Genomic DNA, 26,262 nt, shown 5'->3' with positions numbered 1-26,262 from the left:
GGGTGCGCAGTCTAGCCGTTCGGCGTCGACTTGGCTGCCTGCAATTGCGCCTCGACCTGGGCGCAACGCGGGCACAGGCAGGCGCTGTTGCGCAGCGCGGCAGGCAGCGCCTCGATCACCTTGGGGTCGATCTGCACGCTGTAGCACCAGCACGCCTGCGTGGCGCTGCGTGGGTCGGCCAGGCTGCACTGGTTGCTGGCCCCGCAGGCGGGGCAATGGCGTGTGTCATTCATGCTCGGGGTGCTCATGCTCGGGCCTTGCCGTCATCAGGTTGGGCTGCTCGCAGCAGACACGGTTACGCCCGCTCTGCTTGGCGCGGTACAGCGCGTGGTCGGTACGGGCAATCAGGGTATGCAGGGTATCGTCGCCCTGGTGTGCGCTCACGCCAATGCTGATGGTCACCTTGAGTACCGTGTCGGCATAGCTGAAGGCCAGTTGTTCAGTACGCTGACGCACTTTCTCGGCCACGGCCAGTGCTGCTTGGCCTTCGGTGTTCTTGAGCAGCACGATGAATTCTTCGCCGCCCCAGCGGCAGATGATATCGGTCTGGCGCAGGCAACTTTCCAGCAACCGCGCGAACTGACGCAACACTTCGTCGCCGGCCAGGTGACCGTGGGTGTCGTTGAGTACCTTGAAGTGGTCGAGGTCGATCAGCAAGGCCACCAGCGGCATCGGTTCGCGTGCAGCTTCCTGCAGGGCCTGGGCAGCCAGCAGGTCGAAGGCACGGCGGTTGGGCAGCCCGGTCAGGCTGTCGAGGGTGGCCAGCGACTGGATGTTGTCCTGATGACGACGGATCATCGCATTGAGCAGCGACAGCACCACCAGGGTGATCATGGCGCAGATCACCAGGTTCATGTAGAGCGACTGGCGCGCGCTGTCCAGTGCAGTGTCATCACGCTTGTCGACGAACAGGTACCAGTTCAGTTCCGGAATCAGGCGCACGTTGAGAAAGTGGCTATGCCCGGCATGGCTGTACTCGCGGTTGCCACCGATGGGAGTAGGCATCTTGTGCAGCAGCTCGGCCAGCGCCGGGATGTCCTTGAGCCGGCGGCCGCTGTGTACGCCTTCCGGCCCGCCGGCGGAACCGGTGAGTACGATTGTGCCTGTGGCGTCGACAAAGTACACCGCACGCTGGTAGCGCTGCTGGTAATCGTCCAGGCGCTGGATCACCGCCTCGACCGTCAGGCCCACACCCACTGCCCCGATGAAGCGGTTGTGCTCGTCGAGCACCTTGTAGTTGATGAACACGGTGGGCTTGTCCTGGTTGGCCATGTCCAGGTCGACATTGATCTCGTAAGGCGTGCCCATGGCCTTGACCCGCGGGTACCAGCGGTCGCGCTCGGTGCTGGGGTCGATGCGCTTGAGTACACCCTTGGCCTGGTAATAGGTACCTGTGGCGTCGGACACGAAAAACGCCGTGTAGGCGTTCTGGTGCGCCACCACCGCGTTGAGGTAGCGGGTGACGGGCGCGCTGTCGTGTTCACCGCCCACGGCCCAGTCACGCAGGAAGGTGTCCTGGGCCATCATCGAGGCCACCACCACGGGCCGTACCAGGTCCTTCTGGATTTCCGAGTAGACGGTGTCCGAGGTCAGCGGCAGTTCGGTATTGATGATGTTGTCGCGTATCTCGCTGCGCGAGGCGAAATAACTGAGCAGCGAGGTGGCGAGGAAACCGCAGCCCAGCAGTAACAGCAATGCCAGCATCAGCGAACGTTGCGAGAACAGGGCGGAACGAAGCGGCATGGCATTTCCGAGGCGGGTACCGGTGCGCCTATTCTAGAGGGGCGCGCAGAAAATAACTGGACGATTTTTAAGGCTATCGGCGTTGTTACAATTTATTGCGCAAATCGCACGGCACGCCGATTCGGTTGTCTGAACCTGTGTCGATGAACGCTTGCCGATCGACGCCGACCAGCGCCGCTGGGATGGGCAGTTCAGCGGTCCAGGAGGCCGCCATGTATCGCCGACTTTTGCTGATCGTTTTACTGGGTGTGCTGACTACCGCGTGTGCGCCTTATTACGGCGGGCAGGGCTACTACCGGAGCAATGTGTACAGCGTAGACCGCTATGACTATCGCGGCTATGACCGGGGTTATCCCTACAACCGCGGTTATTACGTGGTACCGCAGCAACCGCGCTATTACGCGCCGGCCCCCCGTTATTACCAGCCGGCACCGGTACCGCAGTACCGGCATTACCCTGGGCCTGGCTACCACGGCGCGCGTCCGGCGCCGGGGCGCTACTACCGTGACTCGCGCTATCGTCAGGAGCCGGGCCAGCAGCAGTGGCGCCATGACCGGAACAATGATCATGGACGCGACCGCGACCGCGACCGTGGCCATGGTCGTAACGACAACGGTTGGGGCGATCGCCGCTCGCACCGTTGATTGCGGCAAGCGGCCTCGTTTTCATGGACTACGGGGCTTCAATCGCAGGTGCTCAGGCAAAAGTTTGTCCAGTGCGCTGTTGATGCGGGTCCAGTTCGTACCAACCACCACATTCTGGTTGCCTTGGCAGTCGGTAAAGACCTGCGCGGGAAAACCCACGACACCCAGCTCTTCGCACAAGGCATCCTGCCCCTCAGCCTGAAACGAAAAAAAGTCTACCTCAGGGGTCACTCTGGCGACCCGTTCAACCTCCGGGTGCAACTGTGTGCAGGGAGGGCAATGCTGCGAATGCAGCAAAACCACGCAGGGCCGCTGGCGTGGGACAGGTTGCAGCTGTTGTTGGGCTGCCTCCACATCCTCAAGGATGGTCATCTCTGGCATGTTTACGTTCCGGCAAAGGGTCTTGACCTATTGAACGCTACTAGCGCGCGTGTGGTAACTGACAAAAATACCAGTTGGCACACTGCCTGCCCGTTCGAGCGGGCGCACGCACGCTGCGTGGCATCAGCATGTGGGCGCTATCGAGGTCGGCGAACCGCATGCGTCCGACCTCAGATCAGGTCCGCCAGTGGATGCCGCCCCTCCCAGGCCTTGCCGAAATGGGCGTTGACTACAGCCTGTGGCACCTGCGCCACCTCGGGCCAGTGCCAACGCGGTGTCTGGTCCTTGTCCAGAAGCCGTGCGCGTACCCCTTCACTGAATTCCGGGTATCGGCAGCAATTCAAGCTCATTGCATATTCCATTTGCAACACCTGCCCCAGCGACATGTAGCGAGCCCGCGCGATCTGCTGCCACACCAGGTGTACCGTCAGTGGGCAGCCTTCGGCGAGGGTCTGCGCCGCCTTGGCCAGCAGCGGGTCGTCATGGGTACGCCATTGTGCAATGGCCCTCCAGGCACAGGCCGGGTCGCTGACATCAAGTGTTGCGTCAATCTGTGCACGGCGTGGCAGCCATTGGGCAGGCGGCAACTGCGCCAGTGCTTGCTGCTCCAGCGCCTTGAGCAGGCTGTTGAGCTGCATGGCAGTCTGTTCCTGCCAGTTCAGTTGCAACAACCCTTCCAGCAAAGCCTCCTGCTGTTCCTCACCCATGAAGCGATCCGCCAGCCCCAGGTCCAATGCGTCACGCGCATTGATCGGCGCACCGGTCAGCCCCAGGAACAGGCCAAGGCGTCCTGGCAGGCGGCTGAGAAACCAGCTGGCCGCCACATCCGGGTACAAGCCGATACTGATTTCCGGCATTGCCAGGCGGCTGCTCGGTGCCACGATGCGCACGTTACTGCCTTGCAGCAGGCCCATGCCACCCCCCCAGCACATGCCCGTGGCCCCAGCACAGCAGGGGTTTGGGATAGTGATGCAGGTTGTAATCGAGGCGGTACTCAGCGGCGAAGAATTGCGCAGCCAACGGCGGCACTTCGCCGGGGTGGGTGCGGCAGGCCTGCACCAGGCTGCGCACATCACCGCCTGCGCAGAACGCCTTGGGACCCATGCCGCGCAACAACACGCAGACGATACCGTTGTCGTTTGCCCAGGTGTGCAGGTGGCTGCTCAACTGCTCGATCATCGACAGTGACAGGGCATTGAGTGACTGGGGTGCATCCAGGCTGGCAACACCTATGCGGGCGCCGTCGACGCCGGTGAGTACTTCGAAGGCTACGGCCATGGGCTACCTCGATCCGGTTATCCCGACAAGTATGGCCACTGTCAGCGATCATGCATGTCGCCGGTCGGATCGATTGACAAGCGCGGGTGGCTTTCCTAGTGTCCGCACCCATTGCCTACGGGAGCGCCCATGACCACCGACGACCGCATCAAACTCGAACCCAGTTGGAAAGAGGCGCTGCGCGCCGAATTCGAACAGCCCTACATGCAACAGTTGCGTGAGTTCCTGCGCCAGGAGTACGCGGCCGGCAAGGACATCTATCCGCCGGGCCCGCTGATATTCAACGCCCTCAATTCGACCCCGCTGGACCAGGTAAAAGTGGTCATCCTCGGTCAGGACCCCTACCACGGCCCGGGCCAGGCCCATGGTCTGTGTTTTTCGGTGCAGCCGGGCGTGTCGGCGCCACCCTCGCTGGTGAATATCTACAAGGAACTGCAGCGCGACCTGAACATCCCCATCCCGAACCACGGGTACCTGCAGAGCTGGGCCGAGCAGGGCGTACTGCTGCTCAACACCACCATGACCGTGGAGCGGGCGATTGCGGCGTCGCATGCAAAAAAAGGCTGGGAGTCGTTTACCGATCGTGTCATCCAGCGCGTCAGCGAACAGCAGTCCAGCGTGGTGTTCCTGCTGTGGGGCAAGCACGCCCAGAGCAAGGCCACACTGATCGACGGTACCCGGCATCTGGTGCTCAAGTCGGTGCACCCTTCGCCGTTGTCGGCCTATCGCGGTTTCATCGGCTGCGGGCATTTCAGCCGGGCCAACAAGTTTCTGGAACAGCACGGGCTGGCGCCGATCGAGTGGGCACTGCCTTCGGCATGAACGTGGCTACCTGGTATTTTTGTCAGTTTCGCACGGCGCTCGATCACCGTTAAATGGTGGTCGTGGCCTAGTCCTGGGCATGCTCAGCACGCTTTGGTCACATTTCGATCTGGAGAATTGAAATGCCCACAGCCAGGAACTCAGGAACCTTTCAGGTAGTGCTGCCGCAGGTGCCCGACGCGTTGGAGCTGCTTGCCGACGATGGGGGCGCCTACCTCATCGACCGAGTGACTCAGGACGCTCCGTTGCGCGTGCTGATTAGCGCGTCGTGGCCAGTGGATGCGGATGATCCGCCCGGCACGCAGAGCATGCTTCAGCTGTATTGGGACAATGCAACGGTTGGCGTTCCCTACGTCTTCACCTGGCCGTTCGATCCCGATCAGGTTTTTCCGTTTACGGCATTCGTGCCTCGCGAATTTATGACGGCTCCAGGCATTCATCGCCTCAAGTATGAGGTGATGCTTTGGTCAGAGAATGAGGCTTTTTCTGACGAGATCCTGATCAATATCGATCGCGAAGCGCCCAATCACAGCAATCGGGGCGAACGGCTCGGGTTCGACGATCAGGTCATCGAGCAGGGCGTCACCGACGCTTACCTGGAGCTCAATCGGGGCCGTTTGCCGGCGATCGTGCCGCGCTGGTCGGACATTCGCGAAGGCGATCTGGTCGAATACTTTGTCGGTGTCTCTGCCGACCCTTCCCACCCCAGCGTGCTGCGTGGCGGTAGCCTGCGGGTGGGTCCTGAGCATGTTGCCGGCGCTGCGGTAGAGGTGTTCTATCCCCAGGAGGTACTGGCGGCTTCGGGCAATGGCTACCGCTACGTGTTTTATTTTCTGACTGACCGTGCTGGCAACCAGAACCCCCGTTCACGTGCCGAGTACCTGAACCTGCAGTTGCGCGGCCCGATTGTGCTGCCTGCCCCGGTGGTGCCACTTGCCGAGTTTGACCGATTGATCGATCTGGAGGACGTGCGTCGCGGTGTGGAGGTGCATATCCCTTTCATTGCCGAGGCGCTGGCGGGCGACCGTATCCAGGCGTACTGGAACAACCGTCCCCTGGCCCCCTTTTTCGTGGCCGCCAACCAGGCATGGCCATTGCGTCTGCCAGTGAGTTGGGAGGTGGTCAGTGCCGATGGCTTTGCCTCAGTTGTGCCTTGCGTGGTGAGGTATGAGGGCAGCCGGGGTACCCAACCACCACTCGACGCGCCCTCTGTCGCCTTTTTGGTCGATCTGACTGTGGCCGGCCCCGACCCGGTCGGACCGGACCCGATCAATCCGTGGCTCAAGCCTGTGGTGGTCAAAGGGCTCACCGGTGACAACGTGCTCACACTGGACGATTACGAGCGTGATGCCGAGGTGCGTGTACTGCTGTTCGATCAGCCGCAGGCGGGCGATCTGCTGCAACTGCATTGGGGGAACGACACCCAGGTCGTGGCGACTTATCGGGTCAAGGCGCAGGATCGTGCCGGCGATTGGGTTACGTTTTCGCCGGTCCCCTGGGCAGTGATAGAGACGACTGGCAGCGGCAACGTGCCGGTTCATTACTGGACGTTCAACGACGTCAATCGTCAACGCTCGCCCGAAACCCGAGTGCGTGTACAGATTCCAGTACTCACCGAACTTGGGCCGGTGACCTTTCCAGATGCCACGTTGTTTGGCTGGATCAATTGCAACAGCCGTCCCTGGGATGGCATCCGTGTGCATGTGCCGGTTGATGTGCGCATGTCGCCGGGGGACCAGGTTTCGCTGACGTGGCAACTATGCCGTCAAACCAATGGTGAAGTACCGATGCCCGGTGCGCTGAAGACGTTCATCAAAACCCTGAACGCGCAGGATTTGCGTGGGGAAAGTATCGAGATACGAGTCGAGCCCTTCGATACGCTGGTACTGCCGTTATGGCCGGTGGGCCAGCCCCGTCCGAACAACCCCGACGGCTCCGCGCAAGTTGGATACACCCTGCAACTGGTGGACGGGCGCTTGGGTATTGCGCCGCAAACCTACGTGAGTATTTCTCTGACTCGACCGGGCGCCAGCAAACCCTGTACCGGGCTTTGATATTGCCGGATGAAATCAGGCTTGGGGTGGCACTGGCTGATAACTTTGTCAGGTGTGCACGCTTTAAATAGTTGGTTAAATGAAGTGGCGGTTCACTTTGTAATGCAATGGCGCTCTACCCTCCGCTGTACCTGTGCCGGTATTGCCGGTTTGCTAATTAAATTGCCAGGGAGCATCACCATGTCATCGCAAGAGAAAGATCCTACCAGTGCAAAGCAACAATATACTTCCGCAGAACGCAGTATTTCCAGTAGTGCGTCAGCGTCTTCTGTGCGCAGCTTTATCCAGAACTCGCCGATCGAGGCCAGAACGGCCAATGTCCGGCTGCTCGCTGAAGGGGCGAAGCGCGCAGCGAGGTTTCCCGCTCCGATTCCGGATAATGTACTCCCGAACGGTGTTGATCTTCAGATCAATCTGCTCAGCAAAGAGCAATGGTTCATGGGGCTTGAACTTTCCGGCATTACATGGGACGACACCGAGGGCTTGCCAGACGCCAGTCAGGACGTCATCAGCTTCTACATCAATGGGCAGAAAATAAAAACGGAATACCGATTTGATTACCCGGTTGATCCTGCCTCCGTTCCGGCCACGTTCAATATTCCACGCGATCAGCTCGGTATTGGCGAGCGCTTGATTACTTTCGTGGTCGAGAATGACTTCAGCCAGAACGAGGAGTCATCCGATGGCGCCGTCTTCACGGTTGACCTGACCGACCCGAATGTCGGCAATACACCGATTGCAGTGACACTGCCCAACTTGCCCAGCGGCGAAGTGAATGAGGCCTATCTGACCGCCAATGGTGGGCTGACCGTGTCGATCCCCGGTTACTTCGACGAACAGGGCGGCGACCGCTATGTATTGAAGTATGGCAAGGTTCCGCTGTCGGACATCAACGGCGATATTGGCGGTACCCCTCAGGAGGTCACGATCAGCGCGGCGGATATCCGTAGCCTGGGCGAAGGTGTTCAGGAAATCAGCTACTGGTTGTTCGACCGTGCAGGCAACGAGTCGAAATTGGCGTCACTGGCCGAAGTACGGGTCGTGCTGACACCGCAACCTGCCGACTTGAAGGCGCCGTTGGTGCCGGCGGCTAACCCTGTGATCGACCAGGCTGATGCGCGTGCAGGCGCGGATATCAATGTGCCCGAGTATACGAACCCGCTGCGTGACGACAAGATCGATGTGTATGCGAGCGAGACCGATGGCTCCAGCCCTGTTCTGTTGAAAACCATCTACTTCCCGACACTCACCACACGCTTGAGCTATGCGGAATTGGCCGCCCGGGGCGATGAGTACAGTGTCAATGTCTACTACACGGTCACGCGCGGCAGCGGCCAGCCACGTGTATCACCGTCAACGCCGGTAGTGGTCGATCTGTCGACGGCCGGCCCGGTGAACCCCAATGAACCGGATCCGGTCAACCCGCTGCTGGACAAGCCGCGCGTGTTCGGTGCGGTGTCCGATACATTGGATGTCCTGGAACCACGAGACAAAGGTCAACCTGCCGACGTCAAGTTCAATTTCTACGACCCGCTTAACGACGGTGAGATTGTGCGGGTCTATTACGGTGGCTTGCCCAACCCTGTGGTGGAGTACACCGTGCAAGGCGGTGATGTGGCCGACGAGGAAAAAGTACTTTCCATTCCATGGGCCAGTATCAATCAAGTGGGCAATGGCAAAATTCCAGTGTTTTACCGCATCTTTAAAAACAGCGCTGCAACGAACTATCAACAATCTGAAACGACGCTGGTCGATGTTTCGGTGTCGACGGTCGAAAATATGACCAAGCCCGCATTTGTGGGGACGGCGGCGGGCGCGACGATCATCAACTGTGCGCGTAAACCGTGGGAAGGCTTGCGTGTGCAGGTACGCGATGTCAATAATTTGAAAGCTAACGATGATGTTGAACTGCATTGGGTCATGTTTGATAACTACGTCATCAATAACGTGCCCAGCGGTGCCGAGGTACCCTCAACCAAAGGTGTTTTCACGCGTAAGGTCCCCGCGGGTGCGGCGTTCCTTGATTTCGATATTCCCTACTACCCGAACATGGACTTTACCAAGCGCGTTGGTCATTGTGCGTTCTTCTGGCGGATTGTCAAAGCACAGGGGGCGGCCACCGGCACTTCCGAAACCGTCCGTGTTAACTACACCTTGAAAAACGGCAATGGTTACTGCGGCCCGTCCAATTGACCGGTCGCGCAGCGGGTTAACAAAAGTACCGGAAGCAGGTTACTGCTTTCGGTGTTTTTGTTTGGCTAGTGGACATCAGGAACTGTATTTAAATCTCCTATCAACGCCGGAATATTCCTACAGCCCTGATCAGTTACGGTTTGTATGCTGCGCGTCGTTATTTCAGGAGGCCTGAGGCCATGAAGCAATTAGTGAATCGCACCCGTACTGACAGGATCGCTCGCTCTTCGGCCGGCTCCTCGAAATCTACCGTTCTTTTGAGCCCGTTGGCAGTTTCGCTCCGAATGATGGCATTGTTGCCAGCAATGGTTGCCACGCCTGCTGTGGCTGTCGAGTTTCTGGACGCCGAGACCCGTGCTATCACCAGCAGCACGCCAGCAGACAGCTACCAGTTGATCAACGGTTCGGTGCTCAATGCGCAGGGTGCGCAGACCGCCGAGATCACAGCGTCAAACTCCACGGTCAACGTCACCGGTGGTGGCATTGCCACCACTGCAGCCAGCGGGCTGCGTCTGGTCAACAGCCAGGCGACGATCCGTAACGCGCAAATCGTCAATACTCAAGGTGGCGGGATGACGCTGGTGCGTACCACCAGCCTCACTACCGGCTCCACTGCAAGCGTGACCGACAGTGTTGTCAGGGGGGGGGGGATATGGGGCTCAGGTGACCGCCTACAGCGAACTGTCCCTGCGAAACTCGACGCTGACCGGCACGGGTGCGAACAGTTCAGGGGCGCGCTTGCTCGGTGGCACACTCAAAGCCAGTGGCGGGCAGATCCGTGGTGAAGAAAATGGTGTGTGGTTGTTGCGCGAAAGCGTGACCCATCCCGCAGTACCGCAATTGCAGTTGGACAATACCCATGTCGAAAGCGGCACCGGTTCGGCTGTCCGGGTGGCGTCTGACTCGGGTGCCAGCATTGTGCTGAGCAACGGTACAACGCTTACGGGCGGCAATGGCGTGATACTGGAGTTGGGGGGAGGGGGCGCTTCCACGGTACAGGTCAGTGGCTCGGATCTTGTGGGCAACGTGCAGGTGGATGCAGACAGCGGCGCCGTACTGGCCTTTGATCGGTCCAGCCATACCGGCGACGTCATCGTGGCTTCGGGCGGCACGGCTACCCTGAGCCTGAACAACAGTTCACAGCTCACCGGCCGCCTGGACAATGTCCAGCAGGTCAATATCAACAGCAACTCCAACTGGACCCTCAACGCCGATAACACGGTGGCAAACCTGGCCATGAACGGGGGGCGGGTGACCTTTGGCGACAACGCCACCTTTTACCGCCTTAACGTCGAGAACCTCTCCGGCACTGGCACCTTCGTCATGGCGTCCGATTTTTCCAACGGCGACACCGACTTCCTCAACGTCACCGGCAACGCCAGCGGCAGCCATGGCCTGCTGATCGGCTCCAGCGGCGCCGACCCTTCGCTGAACAGCCTGAAAGTGGTGCACGTGGGCGCAGGTGATGCGCAGTTCAGCCTGCTCAACGAAGGCCAGCGGGTAGACCTTGGCGCCTACTCCTATCAACTGGTGCAAAAGGATGACCAGGACTGGTACCTGGACCAGCAAACCCGCACCATCAGCCCGATGACCCGCTCGGTCATGGCCTTGTTCAACACCGCGATCACCGTGTCCTACGGCGAACTGTCGTCGCTGCGCAGCCGCCTGGGTGAACTGCGCTACAACGAAGGCAAGCACACCGGCGTGTGGATGCGTGCCTACGGCAACCAGCACAACATCGCCGATGCCTCCTCGGGCGTGGGCTACCAGCAGAACCAGCGGGGCCTGACCTTCGGTGCCGACACCCGCCTGGGCCAAAGCGACTGGCTGGTAGGTGTGCTGGCCGGCCACAGCCGTTCGGACCTGAACCTGAATTACGGCACCTCCGGCAGCATCGACAGCTACTACGTGGGCGGCTACGCCACCTGGATGGACCAGGAAAGCGGCTACTACGTGGACAGCGTGCTCAAGTACAACCGCTATCAGAACAACGCCAAGGTCGGCCTCAGCGACGGTACCCGGACCAAGGGCGACTACGATACCCACGGCGTGAGTGCATCGGTTGAAGCGGGGCGGCACATCAAGCTCGATGGCGGTTACTTCATCGAACCGTTTGCCCAGCTCGCGGCAGCGGCCATCGCCGGCAAGGACTTCACCCTGGACAACGGCTTCGATGCCAATGGCGATACCAGCCGCTCGCTGCTGGGCAAGGTCGGCACCACGGTCGGCAAGACCATCGCGCTGGGCGGCGACAGCATGATCCAGCCCTACGTGAAGGCCGCCTTCGCCCACGAGTTTGCCCAGCGCAACCAGGTGCAGGTGAACAACAACGTGTTCAACAACGACCTGTCCGGTTCGCGTGCCGAGTTGGGGGCAGGGGTTGCCTGGACCGTCGCCAAGGATTTCCAGGTTTACAGCGAAGCGGGCTACATGAACGGCAAGCACATCGAGATGCCTTACAGCTTCAGCCTCGGTGCCAGCTACCGTTTCTAAGCCGCCCACAATGAAAAAAGGAAGCCTCGGCTTCCTTTTTTCGTTTCAGGGTGAAGTGGATGTTCGCTCGCCGGTCCAGTGTCGGAACAAAGGCTCGGCCAGGAACAGCACGAACAGCAGGCGCATCACTTGCAGTGCAGTCACCAGCGGTACCGACAGTTGCAGGGTTTCAGCCGTCAGGCTCATCTCGGCGATGCCGCCGGGCATCATGCCCAGGGTCAGCGAACGCAGGTCCAGCTGGGTCAGCGCGCTCAATGCCCAGGCCGCCAGGCCTGCCAGCAACATGGTCAGCGCGGTCGCAATCAGGGTGCGGCCCAGAAACGACGGTGCACGGCGAAAGAACGCGCGGTTGAAATGGCAGCCCAGGCCACTGCCGATCAGCCATTGGCCGATCTGGCTGGCGCCGTCGGGCAGGCCGGTGTGCAGGTCCGCGCCGATACTGGCTACTGAAGCCACCAGCAGCGGGCCGAACAGCCAGGGGTTGGGTTGCCTGAGGCGCTGCCAGAGCAGAGCCGCCAGTACGCCCAGCGGTGCGATCAGCGCCAGCCAGCGCCAATCCACCGCGCCTGCATGGCTCAGCGGCACACCATCGCCCAGCAGAAACTTGAACGCGGCCGGCACGCACAGCACCACCGCCAGCACCCGCAGGCTCTGCGCGGCGGCGACCCGGCCCAGTTCTGCGCCGTTGCGTGCGCCCAGGTTGACCATCTCGCCCGAGCCGCCCGGCATGCTGGAGAAGAACGCAGTGGCGCGGTCTTCACCGGTACGCAGCAGCAGCCACACGCCGATCACGCTGGACACACTGGTGAACAGCGCGCCAAAGAAGATCAGGCCGAAGTGGCTGGCCACCTGTTCGATGACCTGAGGGGTGAAATGCAGGCCGATGCCGATGCCGATGATCCACTGGCCGCATTTGCGCCCGTTGGGGATTTCGGCGATCTGCCAGGGGGTCAGGCAGCGCACCAGGATGATCGCCAGCAACGCGCCGACCATCCACGGCAATGGCCAGCCCACCAGGCTGGCCAGGTACCCGCCGGCCAGGCCGACCAGCGGGGTAGCCCACCACCGTTTGAAGGTGGTGTCAGACATCGGCCAGGGCACGACGCTGGGCGCTGCGGCGACGCCAGATGCGCAGCAGCGGCAAGGTCAGCATCAACCCGACCATTGCCCACACACCCAGGCTGATCGGGCTGGACCAGAGGATGTCCAGTGCGCCGTTGGAAATCGACAGTGCACGGCGCAGGTTCTGCTCCATCAGCCCGCCGAGGATGAAGCCCAGCAGCAGGGGGGACAGCGGGAAGTCCAGCTTGCGCAGGATGTAGCCGAAGATGCCGATGCCGATCATCAGGAACAGGTCGAAGGTGGTGGCGTGAACGGCGTAGACGCCGATCGCGGTAATGATCGCGATCACCGGCACCAGGGCCCAGTTCGGCACCGCGAGGATACGGGTGAACAGGCGCACCATCGGGATGTTCAGGATCACCAGCATGATGTTGGCGATGAACAGCGAGGCGATCAGGCCCCAGACGATGTCCGGTTGCTGTTCGAACAGCATCGGGCCTGGGGTGATGTTGTACAGGCTCAGTGCGCCGATCATCACCGCGGTGGTGCCCGAGCCCGGTACGCCCAGGGTCAGCATCGGCACCAGGGCGCCGCAGCAGGAGGCGCCGATGGCGGTTTCCGGGGCGGCCAGGCCGCGTTTGTCACCTTGGCCGAAGGTGCCGCTGGCGCCGGCCAGGCGTTTCTCGGTCATGTAGGCCACGGCGCTGGCCAGGGTCGCGCCGGCGCCCGGCAGTACGCCCATGAAGAAGCCCAGCAGGCCGCAACGGATGTTCACCACGAACACCGAGGCGGCTTCCTTGAAGTTGAACAGCATGCGCCCGGTGGCTTCTACCGCCTTGTGGCCGTGGTGGGTCTTTTCCAGCAGCAGGAGAATCTCGCTGATGGAGAACAGGCCCAGTACCAGTACCACGAACTGGATGCCGTCGGTCAGGTGAATGCTGTCGCCGGTAAAGCGGTACACGCCGCTGTTGGCGTCGATGCCCACCGCCGAAAGAAACAGGCCGATCAGTGCCGCAATGAACGTCTTGAGCGGTTTGTCGCCGGCCATGCCGCCCAGCGCGACGATGGCGAACACCATCAGCACGAAGTACTCCGCCGGGCCGAAGGCGATCGCCCACTTGGCCAGCAAGGGCGCGAACAGCACCATGCCGCAGGTGGCGATGAAGGCGCCGATGAACGAGCTCCATGCCGACAGCGACAGGGCAACGCCGGCCAGGCCCTTGCGGGCCATCGGGTAGCCGTCCAGGGTGGTCATCACGGTAGAGGCTTCACCGGGGATGTTGAGCAGGATCGAGCTGATGCGCCCGCCGTACTCGCAGCCCAGGTACACCGCGGCCAGCAGGATCAGTGCCGACTCCGGCGGCAGGCCCAGGGCGAAGGCGATCGGAATCAGCAGTGCCACGCCGTTGATCGGGCCCAGGCCCGGCAGCAGGCCGACCACGGTGCCGATCAGCGTGCCGCACAGCGCGGTGACCAGGTTGTAGGGGCTCAGGGCGACGCCGAAGCCCTGGCCGAGGTAGCTGAAAGTATCCATGTCAATTCTCCAGAACGTCGAGCAGGCCCAGGGGCAGGGGCACATCCATGGCGCGGTCGAACAGCAGGTACAGGGCGATGCTCATCAGCCCGACGATGACCGTGCTGGGCAACCAGCGACCGCCGTACAGGCGTGCCATCGGGATGCCGATCAGGGTGCTGCTGAGAATGAAGCCGAGCGGCTCGAAGGTGGCGGCGAACACCAGCAGCAGGCCGATGCACAGGCCGATCTTGGTCAGGGTTTCGCGGTCCAGTTCCGGCTCGTCTTCGCTGCGCACGATGGGCGTGGGGCGGATGGCCAGGTACAGCAGCGCCAGGCCCATCAGGCCGAGCATCAGCAAGGGGTAGGCGCGAGGGCCGACCGGTTCGTAGGAAAACGCGGCCTGGTAGGGCCAGGCCATGACCGCCAGGGCCACGCAGGCCGCCAGCAGGGTCAAGGCGAAGAGGCGTTGCAGGATCATAGGTAATCCTCAAGGTGAAAAATGGCGGTGCGGCCATTCGCTGGCAAGCCAGCTCCCACAAGGACGGCGGTGCCCGTGTGGGAGCCGGCTTGCCGGCGAAGCTTCTGGGGTTACTGGATCAGCCCGAATTCCTTGGCCAATGTCTTGTAATCCGCCACCTGCTTCTTCACATAGGTATCCAGTTCCTCGCCGGTCATGGCGAACGGGAACAGCTCGCGCTGGTCACGCAGCTTGGCGAAGTCTTCGGAGGCCAGCAGCGTGTCGAACGATGCCTTCCACCAGGCGTAGTCCTCGTCGCTGACCTTCGGCCCCAGGTAGAAACCGCGCACCACCGGCCAGACAATGTCGTAGCCCTGTTCCTTGGCGGTGGGGATGTCCTTCATTTCCGGCTCGTCCAGGCGCTCGGCGGAGAACACCGCAAGCAGGCGCATGTCGCCACTCTGGATATGCGGCATGGAGTCGGAGATGTCGGTACTGCCGACCTGGATGTGCCCGCCGAGCAAGGCCGTGGCAATTTCACCCCCGCCTTCGAGGGCCACGTAGCGCAGGTCGCGCGGGTTGATCCCGGCGGCCTTGGCAATCAGCGCGGTCTGCATCCAGTCCTGGCTGCCGACGGTGCCGCCCGAGCCGATCACCACCTTGCTCGGGTCCTTTTTCAGCGCCGCGACCAGGTCGTCGAGGGTCTTGTAGGGGGAGTCCTTCTTCACTGCGATGGCCCCGTAGCTGGTGCCTACCGCCGCCAGCCAGCGCACCGCGTTCTCGTCGAAACGGCCGAACTTGCCCTGAGCCAGGTTCAGCAGCGAGCCGCTGGACCACGCCACCAGCGTCCCGGCATCGGCCGGACGCTGGGCCACCACGGCGTTGTAGGCCACCGCCCCGACGCCGCCGGGCATGTAGGTCACACGCATCGGTTTGGTCAGGATCTTCTCGTTGAGCAGGGCGCTCTGGACCAGTTTGCAGGTCAGGTCGAAACCGCCGCCGGGCGAGGCCGGGGCGATGCATTCGGGGCGCTTGGGTTCAGCGGCCAGGACGTTGCCGGCCAACAGCAGGCAGCCGGTGGCGAGGGCCAGGGTACGCAGTGAAAAAGTCATCGTCAGTCTCCGTGGACATTGTTGTTATAAGCGGATTACCAAAGGGCGGATTACCAGAGCGCCACGCTGTAACTCACCAGCAGCCGCACTTCATCGGCGTCGCGGGAGAAGTTGGAGCGGAAGGTGGCATTGCGCAGGCGCACGGCGACGTTTTTCAGGGCGCCGCTTTGTACGACGTATTTGAACTCGGTGTCGCGTTCCCATTCCTTGCCTTCGCCGCCGGCTGCGCGGCTGACGTTGTCGCCACTGAGGTAGCGGCTCATGAAGGTCAGGCCGGGGACGCCGAGCTTGCCGAAGTCATAGTCGTAGCGCGCCTGCCACGAGCGTTCGTCGGCCTGGGCGAAGTCGTTGATCTGCACGAAGTTGACCAGGTACGGGTCGGCGCCATCGACATACGGGAACGCGCTGTCGCCCGACATCTGCTGGTAGCCGGCGCTCAGCTTGTGGCCGTTGAGGGCGTAGCTGAACAGGCTGCTGAGCGAGGTGTTGTCGATCTTGCCGCCGCGGGCCTGGCCCTGGTCGTCGCTGAACGCCAGGCGCACGTCGGCGCCGACGGTGCCCGGGCCCCAGGGCTGGGTCGCGAGCAGGCCGACGAAGTGCTGACGGTACACGTCGTCGAGCTGTGCGAAGTGGTAGCTGCCGGTGATGCGGTCGGTGAACTTGTAGTCCACGCCGGCCATGTCGAAATGGTTGCCTTCAACGGTGCCCAGGAAGCGGCTGTTCTTGTTGTTGAGGGCAATGTCTTCCTTGTTGGTGTCGTTGCGGTCCTTGGTCTTTTCCAGGCGCCCGCCGGTGAAGGTCAGGTGCTTGATCTCCTGCGAGGTCAGCAGCCCGCCCTCGAAGGTCTGCGGCAGGATGCGCCCGTCATTGGGCTGCAGGGTCGGCGTCTCCGGGATCAGCGTGCCGACCTTGAGTTCGGTGGCCGAGACCTTGACCTTGCCGGTCAGGCCGAGCTTGGCGTACTCGTCGGCCGCTTGACCGTCATCGTGGGTCGGCAGCAGGCCGGTGCCGGTGCGGCCCTTGCCGGAGTCCAGCTTGACCCCGAGCATGCCCAGGGCATCGACGCCAAAACCGACGGTGCCTTCGGTGTAGCCGGACTCCAGGTTGAGCATGAAGCCCTGGGCCCACTCTTCGCGCTTGGACTGGCTGCTGCTGGATTCGTTGTGGAAGTCGCGGTTGAAGTACATGTTGCGGGTTTCGAAGGTGGCGGTGCTGTCTTCGATGAACGCAGCCTGGCTCAGTGGCGCGACGCCGACAAGGGCAAGGGCGCTGGCAATGGCAGAAGGGCGGGTGTGCAGACGACGGATAGGCGCAGGCGCCTGAGGCTGGGTGGACAGCATCGTGGGGTGACTCCGTTTTTTGTTCTTATTTGGGGTCGAACACTTCGGTTCGATCAACGGCATGCGTAACAGGCCGTAACACGATGCTAGGGGCTGAACCTTTCGCTAACCTTTCAGTGGCCTTTCAACTGCAGGGTGACTTCACAGACGCCCGGCGCGCGGTAAACTCCGCGCTATTGAATGCGACAAGACCGGGAGAAATCGATGCGGGTACTGCTCGTCGAAGACCATCTGCAACTGGCCGAAAGCGTGGCCCAGGCCCTCAAGAGCACCGGCCTCACGGTGGATGTGCTGCACGATGGCGTGGCCGCCGACCTGGCCCTGGCCAGCGAGGAATACGCGGTGGCGGTGCTCGATGTGGGCTTGCCGCGCATGGACGGCTTCGAGGTGCTGGCGCGCCTGCGCGCCCGTGGCAAGACGCTGCCGGTGCTCATGCTGACCGCGCGCAGCGACGTCAAGGACCGCGTGCACGGCCTGAACCTGGGGGCGGACGATTACCTGGCCAAACCCTTCGAGTTGACCGAGCTGGAGGCGCGGGTCAAGGCGTTGCTGCGCCGCAGTGTGCTGGGCGGCGAGCGTCAGCAGGCCTGTGGCCCGCTGGTGTACGACCTGGACACCCGACGCTTTACCCTGGGCGAGGAACTGCTGACCCTGACCTCCCGTGAACAGGCTGTGCTGGAAGCGCTGATCGCGCGCCCCGGCCGGGTGATGAGCAAGGAGCAACTGGCAGCCCAGGTGTTTGGCCTGGATGAAGAAGCCAGTGCCGACGCCATCGAAATCTACGTGCACCGCCTGCGCAAGAAACTCGATGGCCAGGCCGTGGCCATCGTTACCTTCCGTGGGCTCGGCTACCTGCTCGAGCACCGCGATGCGTGACGCCGGCAGCCTGCGCGGGCGGCTGCTGTGGAACCTGGCGCTGCTGCTGGTGGTGCTGATGCTGGCCAGCGGCCTGAGCGCCTACTGGAACGGGCGCGAGGCTGCCGACACCGCCTATGACCGCACCCTGCTGGCCTCGGCGCGGACCATCGCTGCCGGGCTGTCGCAGCGCGACGGAACGCTGAGCGCCGATGTGCCGTACGTGGCACTGGATACCTTTGCCTATGACAGCGCGGGGCGCATCTATTACCAGGTCAACGATATCCATCAGCGCCTGATCTCCGGCTACGAAAACCTGCCTGCGCCGCCGCCCAACACCCCGCGTACCGACGACTATCCGGCCCTGGCGCGTTTTTACGATGCCCGCTACCTGGGCCAGGACGTGCGTGTGGTCAGCCTGCTCAAGGCCGTGAGCGAGCCGAACATGAACGGCATGGCGGAAATCCGTGTGGCTGAAACCGAAGAGGCGCGGGTGCGCATGGCGCGCAGCCTGATGGCCGATACCCTGCTGCGCCTGGGCATGCTGGCGCTGGGGGCGCTGTTGCTGGTGTGGTTTGCGGTCAGCGCGGCGCTGCGCCCGCTGGAGCGGCTGCGCGGGGCGGTGGAAGAGCGTCAGCCCGACGACCTGCGCCCACTGCCGGTGGTGCAGGTGCAGCGCGAACTGGGGCCGCTGGTGCATGCCTTGAACCACTTCACCGAACGCTTGCGCGGCCAGTTTGAACGTCAGGCGCAGTTCATCGCCGATGCCGCCCATGAGCTGCGCACGCCGCTGGCCGCGCTCAAGGCACGGGTCGAGCTGGGGTTGCGTTCCACGCAGCCGCAGGTGTGGCGTCAGACCCTGGAGTCGGCGGCGCAAGGCACCGACAAGCTCACCCACCTGGCCAATCAGTTGCTGTCGTTGGCGCGTGTGGAGAACGGTGCGCGGGCCATCGCCGAGGGCGGCGCGCAACTGCTCGACCTCAGCCAGCTGGCGCGTGAGCTGGGCATGGCCATGGCGCCGCTGGCGCATGCACGGGGCGTGGCCCTGGCACTGGAGGCCGAAGCACCGGTGTGGGTGCGGGGCGAGCCGACCTTGCTCAACGAACTGCTGAGCAACCTGGTGGACAACGCCCTGGCGCATACGCCGATCGACGGCAACGTCATCTTGCGCGTCACGGCTCCAGGCGTGCTGGAGGTCGAGGACGACGGGCCGGGGATTCCGGCCGATGAGCGCGAGCGGGTGTTCGAGCGTTTCTACCGGCGCAGTGCCCAGGGCACGGGGCTGGGCCTGGCGATCGTCGGCGAGATCTGCCGCGCCCACCTGGCACAGATCAGCCTGCATGATGGCGAGGGCGGCGGGCTGAAGGTGCGGGTCAGCTTCAACCCGGTGGCCTGATCAGCCGCGGAACATGTGCTTGGCACCCATCAGGTCGCTGACCTGCAACTGGGTGTTGGCTGGCAGGTTCAGGTGGCGCAGCGCCGGCAGGCGGTTCAGTGCATGCTCGCTGCCATCGCTGAGGGCGCGGGCGATCTGCACGATGTCGACGTAATCGATCTTGTCGGTGCGGCGCTCCAGGTTCTGGGCCTGGCTCGGCAGTGCGGCCAGTTGCTCGGGGAACTCCCACACACTGAGGATCTTGTCGCCCAGCACCGGGTGGATCAGGTCGATCACGTGGTTCAGGCACACCGGGTCGGACAGCAGCTCGTTGTGTTCTTCGGCATAGGTCAGGATCGGCAGTGCGCCAATCTGGTGGACCAGCCCGGCAAGCGCCCCCTGGTCGGGCTTGAGCTGGGTGAAGCGTAAGCAAAGTTCATAGCTGATGCCCGCCACTTCCAGGCTTTTTGCCCATATTTCTCGCATTTTCTGCTCGACCACTTCCGAGCGGGCATGAAAGATCTGCTCGATCACCAGGCCGATGGCCAGGTTGCAGCTGTAATTGATGCCCATGCGCGTGATGGCGGTCTGCAGGTCGGTGACTTCGGTGGCGGCGCGCAGCAGGGGGCTGTTGACCACCTTGATCAGGCGTGCGGAGAGCGCGGCATCGCGTCCGATCACCTTGCTCAGGGTGCTGACGCTGATCTCGCTGTCTTCGGCCGCCTCGCGGATGCTCAGTGCGACTTCCGGCAAGGTCGGCAGCACCAGGTCATCGTTGTCGATGGCGGTGAGCAATTGTGCTTCAACCATCTCGGCCAGCGTGTTCATCGTTGATTCTCTAGCGCATTCAGGGGAGCCGCCGCCGCGATGGCGCGGCGGGGCGAGGTTGGCTCAGCGCTGGATTTCGCGATCACGGTCCAGTTCGTAAGGCAGTGTCAGCAGTTCCAGGCGCGGGCCGTCGGGGCTGCCCAGGTGCAGGTTGTCGTCTGCCACCGCATCGGCAGTCAGCACGGCCAGCAGCTCGCTGCCCGACGGGGCGCTGGCTGCCAGCACCACCTCACCTACCGAGGAGGCGTGGGTAGGCGAAAAGATCTCGGTGCCCGGCGCAGGTGCCGCCGTGGCGGCCAGCGCCAGGCGATACAGGCGACGCTTGAGCTTGCCCAGGTACTGCATGCGCGCGACGATTTCCTGGCCGGTGTAGCAGCCTTTCTTGAAGCTCACACCGCCGACTGCCTGCAAATTGATCATCTGCGGGATGAAGAGTTCACGGGTAGGTTCCATTACCTGGCCGATGCCGGCGCGGACCTGCCCCAGCAGCCAGTCGTTCAGCTCGCCTTGCGCCAGGTGCGCCTGCAACTGCTCGCGCACGGCTTGGGCCTGCGCAGCCGGCACCCACAGCTCGACCCGGCCAGGCGATGCCGCGATGGCCAGCAGGTCGGCGTGGCGGGCCACGGCGTCGGTCTGTGCCGGCGCTTCCAGCCCCAGGGCCTGCAACGCCTGCTCGCCCTGGTGCAGGCCGAAACGTACCCACTCGGCGCTCTCGTCGGTGAGCTTGGCCTTGGAGAACACGGCGTACTTCTTCAGGTCGGCCAGTTGCGCCTCGAGCAGCCCGCTGGCCATGGCCAGCAGGTAGCCGTCGGCCTGCTGCACGATGCGAAAGCTGGACTGCATGCGGCCCTTGACCATGCAGCGCGCGCCAAGGCTGGCGGTGTGCTCGTTGAGGTAGTTGATATTGCAGGTCAGCTGACCTTGCAGAAACTTGCCGGCGTCAGAGCCGCGGACGGCGAGGACGCCCTCGTAAGACAGGGGGCAGAAAAATGCGGAGTCGGCCATGGGTCATCGCAGGTAATCAAGACTGGGGGCCATCATAGAGTGCTGTCGGCAAAATAGGTAGCCGAGCCAGACCAACGCCTTGTACCGTGGCCGTGCTCGGTCTGTATACTGGCGGCCAATTTGAGGAGGGCTCCATGGTCGAACAAACTGAACTCAACCGGCTCTTCTGGCATAGCCGCCGCGGCATGCTGGAGCTGGACGTATTGCTGGTGCCGTTTACCCAGGAGGTGTACAGCACCCTGAGTGACGTCGACCGCGAGCTGTACGTGCGGCTGCTGACCTGTGAAGACCAGGACATGTTCGGCTGGTTCATGGAACGCAGCGAGTCCGAAGATCCGGAGCTGCAGCGCATGGTCCGCATGATCCTGGACCGTGTCCAGCCCAAGTGAGCATTTCGAGTGTCACTGGCAGGGCTCCCGGGCCCTGCTGGTGAGCTACCTTGCCTGCCAGTTGCTGGCGCTGGTTGCGCTGAGCCTGCTGGCGATTGCCCTGCCATTGGCCCTGCTCGGGCTGTGTGCGTGCGCGGCACATGGGTACTGGGTGCTGCCGCGGCATATCCTGTTGAATCATCCGTGTGCCGTCACCGGCCTGCGCCGTGACCCGTTCGGCTGGCAGCTGTTCAGCGTGGCGGGCGGTTGGCAGGCGGTGCAGCTGCGCCGCGACAGCCTGGCGCTGCCGGGCCTTGTGGTACTGCGCTACCGCCGCGCAGGCCAGTGGTTCAGTCGCAGCCTGTGCATCGCCCCCGACGCGCTGGAGCCGGTGCAGCACCGGCGCTTGCGCGTGCGCTTGAAGTTCAGTCGGCGTAGGTGGGCGGCTGCAGGATAGTGTCCTGGGCCACCGCCAGCATGTCCGGGTAATCCAGGGTGTAGTGCAGGCCGCGGCTTTCCTTGCGCTGCATGGCCGAACGAATCATCAGTTGCGCCACCTGGGCCAGGTTGCGCAGCTCGATCAGGTCGCGGCTGACCTTGTAGTTGCTGTAGAACTCGTCGATCTCGTCCAGCAGCAGGCGCACCCGGTGCTCGGCCCGTTGCAGGCGCTTGCTGGTGCGCACGATACCCACGTAGTCCCACATGAAGCGGCGCAGCTCATCCCAGTTGTGCGCGATGATCACGTCTTCGTCCGAGTCGGTGACCTGGCTGGCGTCCCAGCACGGCAGCGTCTGGGGTATGTCCACGCTGGCCAGCTTGGCCAGGATGTCGGCGGCGGCCGAGCGGCCGTACACGAAGCATTCGAGCAGTGAGTTGCTGGCCATGCGGTTGGCGCCGTGCAGGCCGGTGAAGCTGGTTTCACCGATCGCGTAGAGGCCCGGTACGTCGGTCAGGCCGTGCTCGTCGACCATCACCCCGCCGCAGGTGTAGTGCGCCGCCGGCACCACCGGGATCGGCTGGGTGGTGATGTCGATGCCGAAGGTCAGGCAGCGTTCGTACACGGTGGGGAAGTGGCTTTTGACGAACTCGGCCGGCTTGTGGCTGATGTCCAGGTACACGCAATCGGCGCCCAGGCGCTTCATTTCGTGGTCGATGGCGCGGGCCACGATGTCGCGCGGGGCCAGCTCGGCACGCGGGTCGAAGCGCGGCATGAAGCGCTCGCCGTTGGGCAGCTTGAGCAGGGCGCCTTCGCCGCGCAGCGCCTCGGTGATCAGGAAGCTCTTGGCCTGAGGGTGATACAGGCACGTGGGGTGGAACTGGTTGAACTCCAGGTTGGCCACCCTGCAGCCGGCGCGCCAGGCCATGGCGATACCGTCGCCGCAGGCGCCGTCGGGGTTGCTGGTGTAGAGGTAGACCTTGGCGGCGCCGCCGGTGGCGAGCACCGTGAAGCGCGCGCCAAAGGTGTCGACCTCGCCGCTGGCGCGGTTGAGCACGTAGGCACCCAGGCAGCGCTCGCCGGCCTGGCCCAGGCGACGCTGGGTGATCAGGTCGACGGCCACGCGTTGTTCCAGCAGTTCGATGTTGGGCCGCTGGCGGGCCTGCTCCAGCAGCGTGGTGAAGATCGCCGCGCCCGTGGCATCGGCGGCGTGGATGATGCGCCGGTGGCTGTGGCCGCCCTCGCGCGTCAGGTGAAACTCGAAGCCGCGCTCCTCGACGCTCGCCTGCTCGTCACGGGTGAATGGCACCCCTTGATCGATCAGCCACTGGATGGCTTCGCGGCTGTGCTCCACGGTATAGCGCACGGCGTCTTCATGGCACAGCCCGCCACCGGCATTGAGGGTGTCCTCGACGTGGGACTGCACGGTGTCGGTGTCGTCGAGCACCGCAGCCACGCCGCCCTGGGCCCAGAAGGTCGAACCATTGGCCAGGTCGCCCTTGCTCAGTATCGCAACGCGCAGGTTCGCGGGCAGGTTCAAGGCCAGGCTGAGGCCGGCGGCACCGCTACCGATCACCAGAACGTCATGTTGGAATTGTTGGCTCATGTCAGGGATATCCGAGCGAGGCGACCACTAGTATAAGGACGGGGGTATCGGCACAATAGTCAGGCGTTTATGGCATTGTGAAACTATCGTGAATCTGGGTGGGTTGCCTTTATAGCAGCCTCAAGGCCCTGATATCCATGGCGTACGTGAGGTCCTGTTTGTTCAAGTGTGGGAACTTTCCTGGAACGCCATGTATCCATAGAAGGTTGTCTGCACGCCCAGGGCGGCGTGGCCACGGTAGGCGAGGGGCTGTTATCGGCACTGCCCACTGACACGATGATCAGACTATTGACGCAGCCGGCCGTGTCCGCGCTGCGTTTTTCGTGCGAGCCGACCAAGGGTCGCAGGAAACTTGCTTGGAGGGGGAGAACTTTTGCGAAAAGCCCGAGTCTATGGTTGCAAGCCTGAACGATGGCCAATGCAGCGCTCCTCCAGGCTCACCGAGGAGTGTTCATGCTAACCCAGGAAGAGGATCAGCAGCTTGTCGAGCGCGTACAGCGTGGCGACAGGCGAGCGTTCGATCTGTTGGTGCTGAAGTATCAGCACAAGATTCTCGGGTTGATCGTGCGTTTTGTGCACGACACCCATGAAGCCCAGGATGTGGCACAGGAAGCGTTCATCAAGGCTTACCGTGCGCTTGGCAATTTTCGTGGTGACAGTGCGTTCTATACCTGGCTGTACCGCATTGCGATCAACACGGCGAAGAACTATCTGGTGTCGCGCGGCCGCCGGCCGCCAGACAGCGATGTGAGTTCCGAGGATGCGGAATTCTATGATGGCGATCATGGGCTCAAGGATCTCGAGTCTCCAGAGCGCGCGCTGTTGCGGGATGAAATCGAGGGCACCGTCCACCGAACCATCCAGCAGCTGCCAGAAGATTTGCGTACGGCGTTAACTTTACGTGAATTCGATGGTCTGAGTTACGAAGACATTGCGAGCGTCATGCAGTGTCCGGTGGGTACCGTGCGCTCTCGAATTTTCCGCGCTCGGGAGGCCATTGATAAAGCCCTGCAGCCGTTGTTGCAGGAAACCTGAGACAGCGGCGACAGCCAAGAGAGGAACCGCCATGAGTCGTGAAGCTTTGCAGGAATCGCTGTCCGCGGTGATGGATAACGAAGCGGACGAGCTGGAATTGCGTCGGGTACTGAGTGCCGTGGACGACAACGAAGCACGGGCCACCTGGTCGCGTTACCAGGTCGCTCGCGCAGCGATGCACAAGGAACTGCTGCTGCCGCAGCTGGACATCGCCGCTGCCGTCAGCGCCGCACTGGCTGACGAAGCTACCCCGGTCAAGGTTGCCCGTGGCCCATGGCGCAGCCTGGGTCGTCTGGCCGTTGCAGCCTCCGTCACCGTGGCCGTGCTGGCCGGTGTACGCCTGTACAACCAGGACGAGATCAGCGGTGCCCAACTGGCCGCGCAGCAGCCGGCGCAACAAGGTCTGACCCCGCAGGTGCAGGGCCCAGCCGTGTTGGCAGGCTACACTGAAGACAGCGCCGAGCAGGCCACTGGCCCCATGGCCAACGGCGTGCTGCAAGGCCAGAGCGGCTGGCAAGACCAGCGTCTGCCAGGCTACCTGCGTCAACATGCCCAGGAAGCGGCAGTGAAAGGGACTGAAAGCGCTCTGCCTTATGCCCGTGCGGCCAGCCTGGAAAATCGCTAAGTAAGGAGGATCATGCGAGCGCTACCTCTCCTACCGCTTTTGCTCGGTGGATGCTTGTCGGTGCCGGTACTGGCCGCCAACTCCTCGACCGACGCCGCAGACTGGTTGAACCGTCTGGCCAAGGCCGAGCAGCAGCAGAGTTATCAGGGTACTTTCGTTTACGAGCGTAACGGCAGCTTTTCTACCCACGACATCTGGCATCGAGTGCAGGATGGCAAAGTCCGCGAGCGGTTGTTGCAGCTCGACGGCCCGGCCCAGGAAGTCGTGCGGGTCGATGGGCATACCCAGTGCGTAAGCGGGACCCTGGCGCCAGGGGTAGGCAACGCGGCGCAATCGTCGGCGCGTGTGCTCGATCCTTTGAAGTTGATGAACTGGTACGACCTGAGTGTGGCGGGGCGCTCCCGCGTTGCCGGCCGCGAGGTGGCGATCATCACCCTCAGGCCGCGTGACCAGCACCGCTACGCCTTCGAATTGCACCTGGATCGCGAGACCGGCTTGCCGCTCAAGTCGTTGCTGCTCAACGACAAGGAGCAGTTGCTCGAGCGCTTCCAGTTCACGCGCCTGGACACTGTCGACGTCCCGGAGGATGCCCAGTTGCAGGCCAGCAGCAACTGCAAGCCAGTCGCGCAGGCGGCCGAGCGGGTGACCGCGGCGGCTGCCGGGTGGCGTTCGGACTGGTTGCCGCCAGGGTTCGAACTGGTCAACAGTTCGGTGCGCAAAGACCCGCACAACAAGAGCACGGTCAGCAGCCTGATGTACGACGATGGCCTGGCGCGCTTTTCAGTGTTTCTCGAGCCCCTTGCCGGGAACGACGTGACCGATACCCGTACCCAGTTGGGCCCGACCGTGGCAGTCTCGCGTCGCTTGACCACGCCCAAGGGTGATGTGGTGGTCACGGTGGTCGGCGAGATACCGATCGGCACGGCCGAGCGGGTCGCCCTGTCGATGCGTGCGCAAGATGCCCAGGCCAGTCAATGACCCGTGCATGTCGAGTGGGTGGATGAGGGATCGGCCGTCAAGGCGTAGACATGATT

24 protein-coding genes and 1 pseudogene are annotated in these 26,262 nt (G+C 62.9%); 13 read left to right on the top strand and 12 right to left on the bottom strand.

Annotated elements, in window-relative coordinates; all coding sequences use genetic code 11:
- Window positions 1-11: 11 nt before the first annotated feature.
- On the bottom strand, window positions 12-233 hold the full coding sequence (locus tag KUO17_RS04445) for a cysteine-rich CWC family protein (protein WP_217973867.1): 222 nt from the start codon (window positions 231-233) through the stop codon (window positions 12-14).
- Window positions 226-1,743 (bottom strand): sensor domain-containing diguanylate cyclase, encoded by a 1,518-nt coding sequence (locus KUO17_RS04440; protein WP_217973866.1) that lies wholly within the window; start codon window positions 1,741-1,743, stop codon window positions 226-228. The genes KUO17_RS04445 and KUO17_RS04440 overlap by 8 nt, the downstream gene beginning before the upstream one ends.
- A gap of 212 nt (window positions 1,744-1,955) precedes the next feature.
- Between KUO17_RS04440 and KUO17_RS04435 the strand changes: the two genes are divergently transcribed.
- On the top strand, window positions 1,956-2,387 hold the full coding sequence (locus KUO17_RS04435) for a hypothetical protein (protein ID WP_217973865.1): 432 nt from the start codon (window positions 1,956-1,958) through the stop codon (window positions 2,385-2,387).
- Between the two features lie 21 nt (window positions 2,388-2,408).
- Here the strand turns inward: KUO17_RS04435 and KUO17_RS04430 are convergent, their stop codons facing one another.
- Both KUO17_RS04430 and KUO17_RS04425 read right to left on the bottom strand, forming a co-directional pair.
- Complete coding sequence (locus tag KUO17_RS04430; RefSeq protein WP_217973864.1) at window positions 2,409-2,768, bottom strand: thioredoxin family protein; 360 nt, start codon at window positions 2,766-2,768, stop codon at window positions 2,409-2,411.
- 170 nt (window positions 2,769-2,938) lie between these two features.
- Window positions 2,939-4,046, bottom strand: a pseudogene (locus KUO17_RS04425) (enoyl-CoA hydratase/isomerase family protein).
- Window positions 4,047-4,175: 129 nt separating this feature from the next.
- On the opposite strand from KUO17_RS04425, the gene ung reads away from it, so the two are divergent.
- From ung to KUO17_RS04405, 5 genes are all read left to right on the top strand, one after another.
- On the top strand, window positions 4,176-4,868 hold the full coding sequence (gene ung, locus KUO17_RS04420; RefSeq protein WP_217973863.1) for a uracil-DNA glycosylase: 693 nt from the start codon (window positions 4,176-4,178) through the stop codon (window positions 4,866-4,868).
- 158 nt (window positions 4,869-5,026) lie between these two features.
- The gene (locus tag KUO17_RS04415) at window positions 5,027-6,922 is read left to right on the top strand and encodes a hypothetical protein (protein WP_217973861.1); all 1,896 of its coding nucleotides are present in this window, start codon (window positions 5,027-5,029) and stop codon (window positions 6,920-6,922) included.
- 180 nt (window positions 6,923-7,102) lie between these two features.
- Window positions 7,103-9,115, top strand: coding sequence for a hypothetical protein (locus KUO17_RS04410; RefSeq protein WP_217973860.1), 2,013 nt, complete (start codon window positions 7,103-7,105; stop codon window positions 9,113-9,115).
- Between the two features lie 179 nt (window positions 9,116-9,294).
- Window positions 9,295-9,900, top strand: coding sequence for a hypothetical protein (locus tag KUO17_RS26535; protein WP_255263399.1), 606 nt, complete (start codon window positions 9,295-9,297; stop codon window positions 9,898-9,900).
- On the top strand, window positions 9,854-11,608 hold the full coding sequence (locus KUO17_RS04405) for an autotransporter outer membrane beta-barrel domain-containing protein (RefSeq protein ID WP_255263398.1): 1,755 nt from the start codon (window positions 9,854-9,856) through the stop codon (window positions 11,606-11,608). Before KUO17_RS26535 ends, KUO17_RS04405 begins: the two co-directional genes overlap by 47 nt.
- Window positions 11,609-11,653: 45 nt before the next feature.
- Here KUO17_RS04405 and KUO17_RS04400 read toward each other — a convergent pair whose 3' ends face one another.
- From KUO17_RS04400 to KUO17_RS04380, 5 genes are all read right to left on the bottom strand, one after another.
- Complete coding sequence (locus tag KUO17_RS04400) at window positions 11,654-12,697, bottom strand: AbrB family transcriptional regulator (protein WP_217973858.1); 1,044 nt, start codon at window positions 12,695-12,697, stop codon at window positions 11,654-11,656.
- Window positions 12,690-14,204: a tripartite tricarboxylate transporter permease gene (locus KUO17_RS04395; RefSeq protein ID WP_217973857.1), complete on the bottom strand. Its 1,515-nt coding sequence runs from the start codon at window positions 14,202-14,204 to the stop codon at window positions 12,690-12,692. Before KUO17_RS04395 ends, KUO17_RS04400 begins: the two co-directional genes overlap by 8 nt.
- A gap of 1 nt (window position 14,205) precedes the next feature.
- Window positions 14,206-14,664 carry a tripartite tricarboxylate transporter TctB family protein gene (locus tag KUO17_RS04390; protein WP_217973856.1) on the bottom strand — a complete coding sequence of 153 codons (459 nt, stop codon included), beginning with the start codon at window positions 14,662-14,664 and terminating at the stop codon, window positions 14,206-14,208.
- 110 nt (window positions 14,665-14,774) lie between these two features.
- Window positions 14,775-15,755 (bottom strand): Bug family tripartite tricarboxylate transporter substrate binding protein, encoded by a 981-nt coding sequence (locus tag KUO17_RS04385; protein WP_217973854.1) that lies wholly within the window; start codon window positions 15,753-15,755, stop codon window positions 14,775-14,777.
- Between the two features lie 50 nt (window positions 15,756-15,805).
- The gene (locus KUO17_RS04380) at window positions 15,806-17,095 is read right to left on the bottom strand and encodes an OprD family porin (RefSeq protein WP_217973853.1); all 1,290 of its coding nucleotides are present in this window, start codon (window positions 17,093-17,095) and stop codon (window positions 15,806-15,808) included.
- Between the two features lie 204 nt (window positions 17,096-17,299).
- Between KUO17_RS04380 and KUO17_RS04375 the strand changes: the two genes are divergently transcribed.
- Both KUO17_RS04375 and KUO17_RS04370 read left to right on the top strand, forming a co-directional pair.
- Complete coding sequence (locus KUO17_RS04375; protein ID WP_217973851.1) at window positions 17,300-17,971, top strand: response regulator; 672 nt, start codon at window positions 17,300-17,302, stop codon at window positions 17,969-17,971.
- Window positions 17,964-19,346, top strand: coding sequence for a sensor histidine kinase (locus KUO17_RS04370; RefSeq protein ID WP_217973849.1), 1,383 nt, complete (start codon window positions 17,964-17,966; stop codon window positions 19,344-19,346). The genes KUO17_RS04375 and KUO17_RS04370 overlap by 8 nt, the downstream gene beginning before the upstream one ends.
- Here KUO17_RS04370 and KUO17_RS04365 read toward each other — a convergent pair whose 3' ends face one another.
- Entirely contained in the window at window positions 19,347-20,153 is an 807-nt protein-coding gene (locus KUO17_RS04365) for an HDOD domain-containing protein (protein ID WP_217973848.1), read from the bottom strand.
- A gap of 63 nt (window positions 20,154-20,216) precedes the next feature.
- Window positions 20,217-21,158 (bottom strand): CAF17-like 4Fe-4S cluster assembly/insertion protein YgfZ, encoded by a 942-nt coding sequence (gene ygfZ / locus KUO17_RS04360; protein ID WP_217973847.1) that lies wholly within the window; start codon window positions 21,156-21,158, stop codon window positions 20,217-20,219.
- Window positions 21,159-21,292: 134 nt separating this feature from the next.
- Between ygfZ and KUO17_RS04355 the strand changes: the two genes are divergently transcribed.
- Window positions 21,293-21,547: an FAD assembly factor SdhE gene (locus KUO17_RS04355; RefSeq protein ID WP_217973845.1), complete on the top strand. Its 255-nt coding sequence runs from the start codon at window positions 21,293-21,295 to the stop codon at window positions 21,545-21,547.
- Complete coding sequence (locus tag KUO17_RS04350; protein ID WP_217973843.1) at window positions 21,531-21,983, top strand: protein YgfX; 453 nt, start codon at window positions 21,531-21,533, stop codon at window positions 21,981-21,983. Before KUO17_RS04355 ends, KUO17_RS04350 begins: the two co-directional genes overlap by 17 nt.
- On the opposite strand, the gene nadB is transcribed toward KUO17_RS04350, so the two are convergent.
- Complete coding sequence (nadB, locus tag KUO17_RS04345) at window positions 21,952-23,568, bottom strand: L-aspartate oxidase (RefSeq protein ID WP_217973842.1); 1,617 nt, start codon at window positions 23,566-23,568, stop codon at window positions 21,952-21,954. The two genes, KUO17_RS04350 and nadB, sit on opposite strands and share 32 nt — an antisense overlap.
- 453 nt (window positions 23,569-24,021) lie before the next feature.
- On the opposite strand from nadB, the gene rpoE reads away from it, so the two are divergent.
- The 3 genes from rpoE to KUO17_RS04330 are packed head-to-tail and all read left to right on the top strand — an operon-like array spanning window position 24,022 to window position 26,206.
- Window positions 24,022-24,603: an RNA polymerase sigma factor RpoE/AlgU gene (rpoE, locus tag KUO17_RS04340; protein WP_010220971.1), complete on the top strand. Its 582-nt coding sequence runs from the start codon at window positions 24,022-24,024 to the stop codon at window positions 24,601-24,603.
- A gap of 31 nt (window positions 24,604-24,634) precedes the next feature.
- Window positions 24,635-25,228, top strand: coding sequence for an RseA family anti-sigma factor (locus KUO17_RS04335; protein ID WP_217973841.1), 594 nt, complete (start codon window positions 24,635-24,637; stop codon window positions 25,226-25,228).
- A 12-nt stretch (window positions 25,229-25,240) separates the two neighbouring features.
- Window positions 25,241-26,206: a MucB/RseB C-terminal domain-containing protein gene (locus KUO17_RS04330; protein WP_217973839.1), complete on the top strand. Its 966-nt coding sequence runs from the start codon at window positions 25,241-25,243 to the stop codon at window positions 26,204-26,206.
- Window positions 26,207-26,262: the final 56 nt, after the last annotated feature.

This window comes from Pseudomonas aegrilactucae (assembly GCF_019168305.1).
GTDB lineage: Bacteria > Pseudomonadota > Gammaproteobacteria > Pseudomonadales > Pseudomonadaceae > Aquipseudomonas > Aquipseudomonas aegrilactucae.
Note: the sequence above shows the minus strand (reverse complement) of the source record. Positions and strands in the feature narration are given on the sequence as shown.

What these genes read in the sequence shown, in the direction of transcription:
- KUO17_RS26535 (WP_255263399.1), top strand. Translation starts at nt 9,295, where the DNA reads ATGAAGCAATTAGTGAATCGCACCCGTACTGACAGGATCGCTCGCTCT.
- KUO17_RS04390 (WP_217973856.1), bottom strand. Translation starts at nt 14,664, where the DNA reads ATGATCCTGCAACGCCTCTTCGCCTTGACCCTGCTGGCGGCCTGCGTG.
- ygfZ (WP_217973847.1), bottom strand. Translation starts at nt 21,158, where the DNA reads ATGGCCGACTCCGCATTTTTCTGCCCCCTGTCTTACGAGGGCGTCCTC.
- KUO17_RS04355 (WP_217973845.1), top strand. Translation starts at nt 21,293, where the DNA reads ATGGTCGAACAAACTGAACTCAACCGGCTCTTCTGGCATAGCCGCCGC.
- KUO17_RS04440 (WP_217973866.1), bottom strand. Translation starts at nt 1,743, where the DNA reads ATGCCGCTTCGTTCCGCCCTGTTCTCGCAACGTTCGCTGATGCTGGCA.
- KUO17_RS04330 (WP_217973839.1), top strand. Translation starts at nt 25,241, where the DNA reads ATGCGAGCGCTACCTCTCCTACCGCTTTTGCTCGGTGGATGCTTGTCG.
- KUO17_RS04380 (WP_217973853.1), bottom strand. Translation starts at nt 17,095, where the DNA reads ATGCTGTCCACCCAGCCTCAGGCGCCTGCGCCTATCCGTCGTCTGCAC.
- KUO17_RS04400 (WP_217973858.1), bottom strand. Translation starts at nt 12,697, where the DNA reads ATGTCTGACACCACCTTCAAACGGTGGTGGGCTACCCCGCTGGTCGGC.
- KUO17_RS04445 (WP_217973867.1), bottom strand. Translation starts at nt 233, where the DNA reads ATGAATGACACACGCCATTGCCCCGCCTGCGGGGCCAGCAACCAGTGC.
- KUO17_RS04435 (WP_217973865.1), top strand. Translation starts at nt 1,956, where the DNA reads ATGTATCGCCGACTTTTGCTGATCGTTTTACTGGGTGTGCTGACTACC.
- nadB (WP_217973842.1), bottom strand. Translation starts at nt 23,568, where the DNA reads ATGAGCCAACAATTCCAACATGACGTTCTGGTGATCGGTAGCGGTGCC.
- KUO17_RS04370 (WP_217973849.1), top strand. Translation starts at nt 17,964, where the DNA reads ATGCGTGACGCCGGCAGCCTGCGCGGGCGGCTGCTGTGGAACCTGGCG.
- KUO17_RS04335 (WP_217973841.1), top strand. Translation starts at nt 24,635, where the DNA reads ATGAGTCGTGAAGCTTTGCAGGAATCGCTGTCCGCGGTGATGGATAAC.
- rpoE (WP_010220971.1), top strand. Translation starts at nt 24,022, where the DNA reads ATGCTAACCCAGGAAGAGGATCAGCAGCTTGTCGAGCGCGTACAGCGT.
- KUO17_RS04365 (WP_217973848.1), bottom strand. Translation starts at nt 20,153, where the DNA reads ATGAACACGCTGGCCGAGATGGTTGAAGCACAATTGCTCACCGCCATC.
- KUO17_RS04385 (WP_217973854.1), bottom strand. Translation starts at nt 15,755, where the DNA reads ATGACTTTTTCACTGCGTACCCTGGCCCTCGCCACCGGCTGCCTGCTG.
- KUO17_RS04395 (WP_217973857.1), bottom strand. Translation starts at nt 14,204, where the DNA reads ATGGATACTTTCAGCTACCTCGGCCAGGGCTTCGGCGTCGCCCTGAGC.
- ung (WP_217973863.1), top strand. Translation starts at nt 4,176, where the DNA reads ATGACCACCGACGACCGCATCAAACTCGAACCCAGTTGGAAAGAGGCG.
- KUO17_RS04375 (WP_217973851.1), top strand. Translation starts at nt 17,300, where the DNA reads ATGCGGGTACTGCTCGTCGAAGACCATCTGCAACTGGCCGAAAGCGTG.
- KUO17_RS04410 (WP_217973860.1), top strand. Translation starts at nt 7,103, where the DNA reads ATGTCATCGCAAGAGAAAGATCCTACCAGTGCAAAGCAACAATATACT.
- KUO17_RS04430 (WP_217973864.1), bottom strand. Translation starts at nt 2,768, where the DNA reads ATGCCAGAGATGACCATCCTTGAGGATGTGGAGGCAGCCCAACAACAG.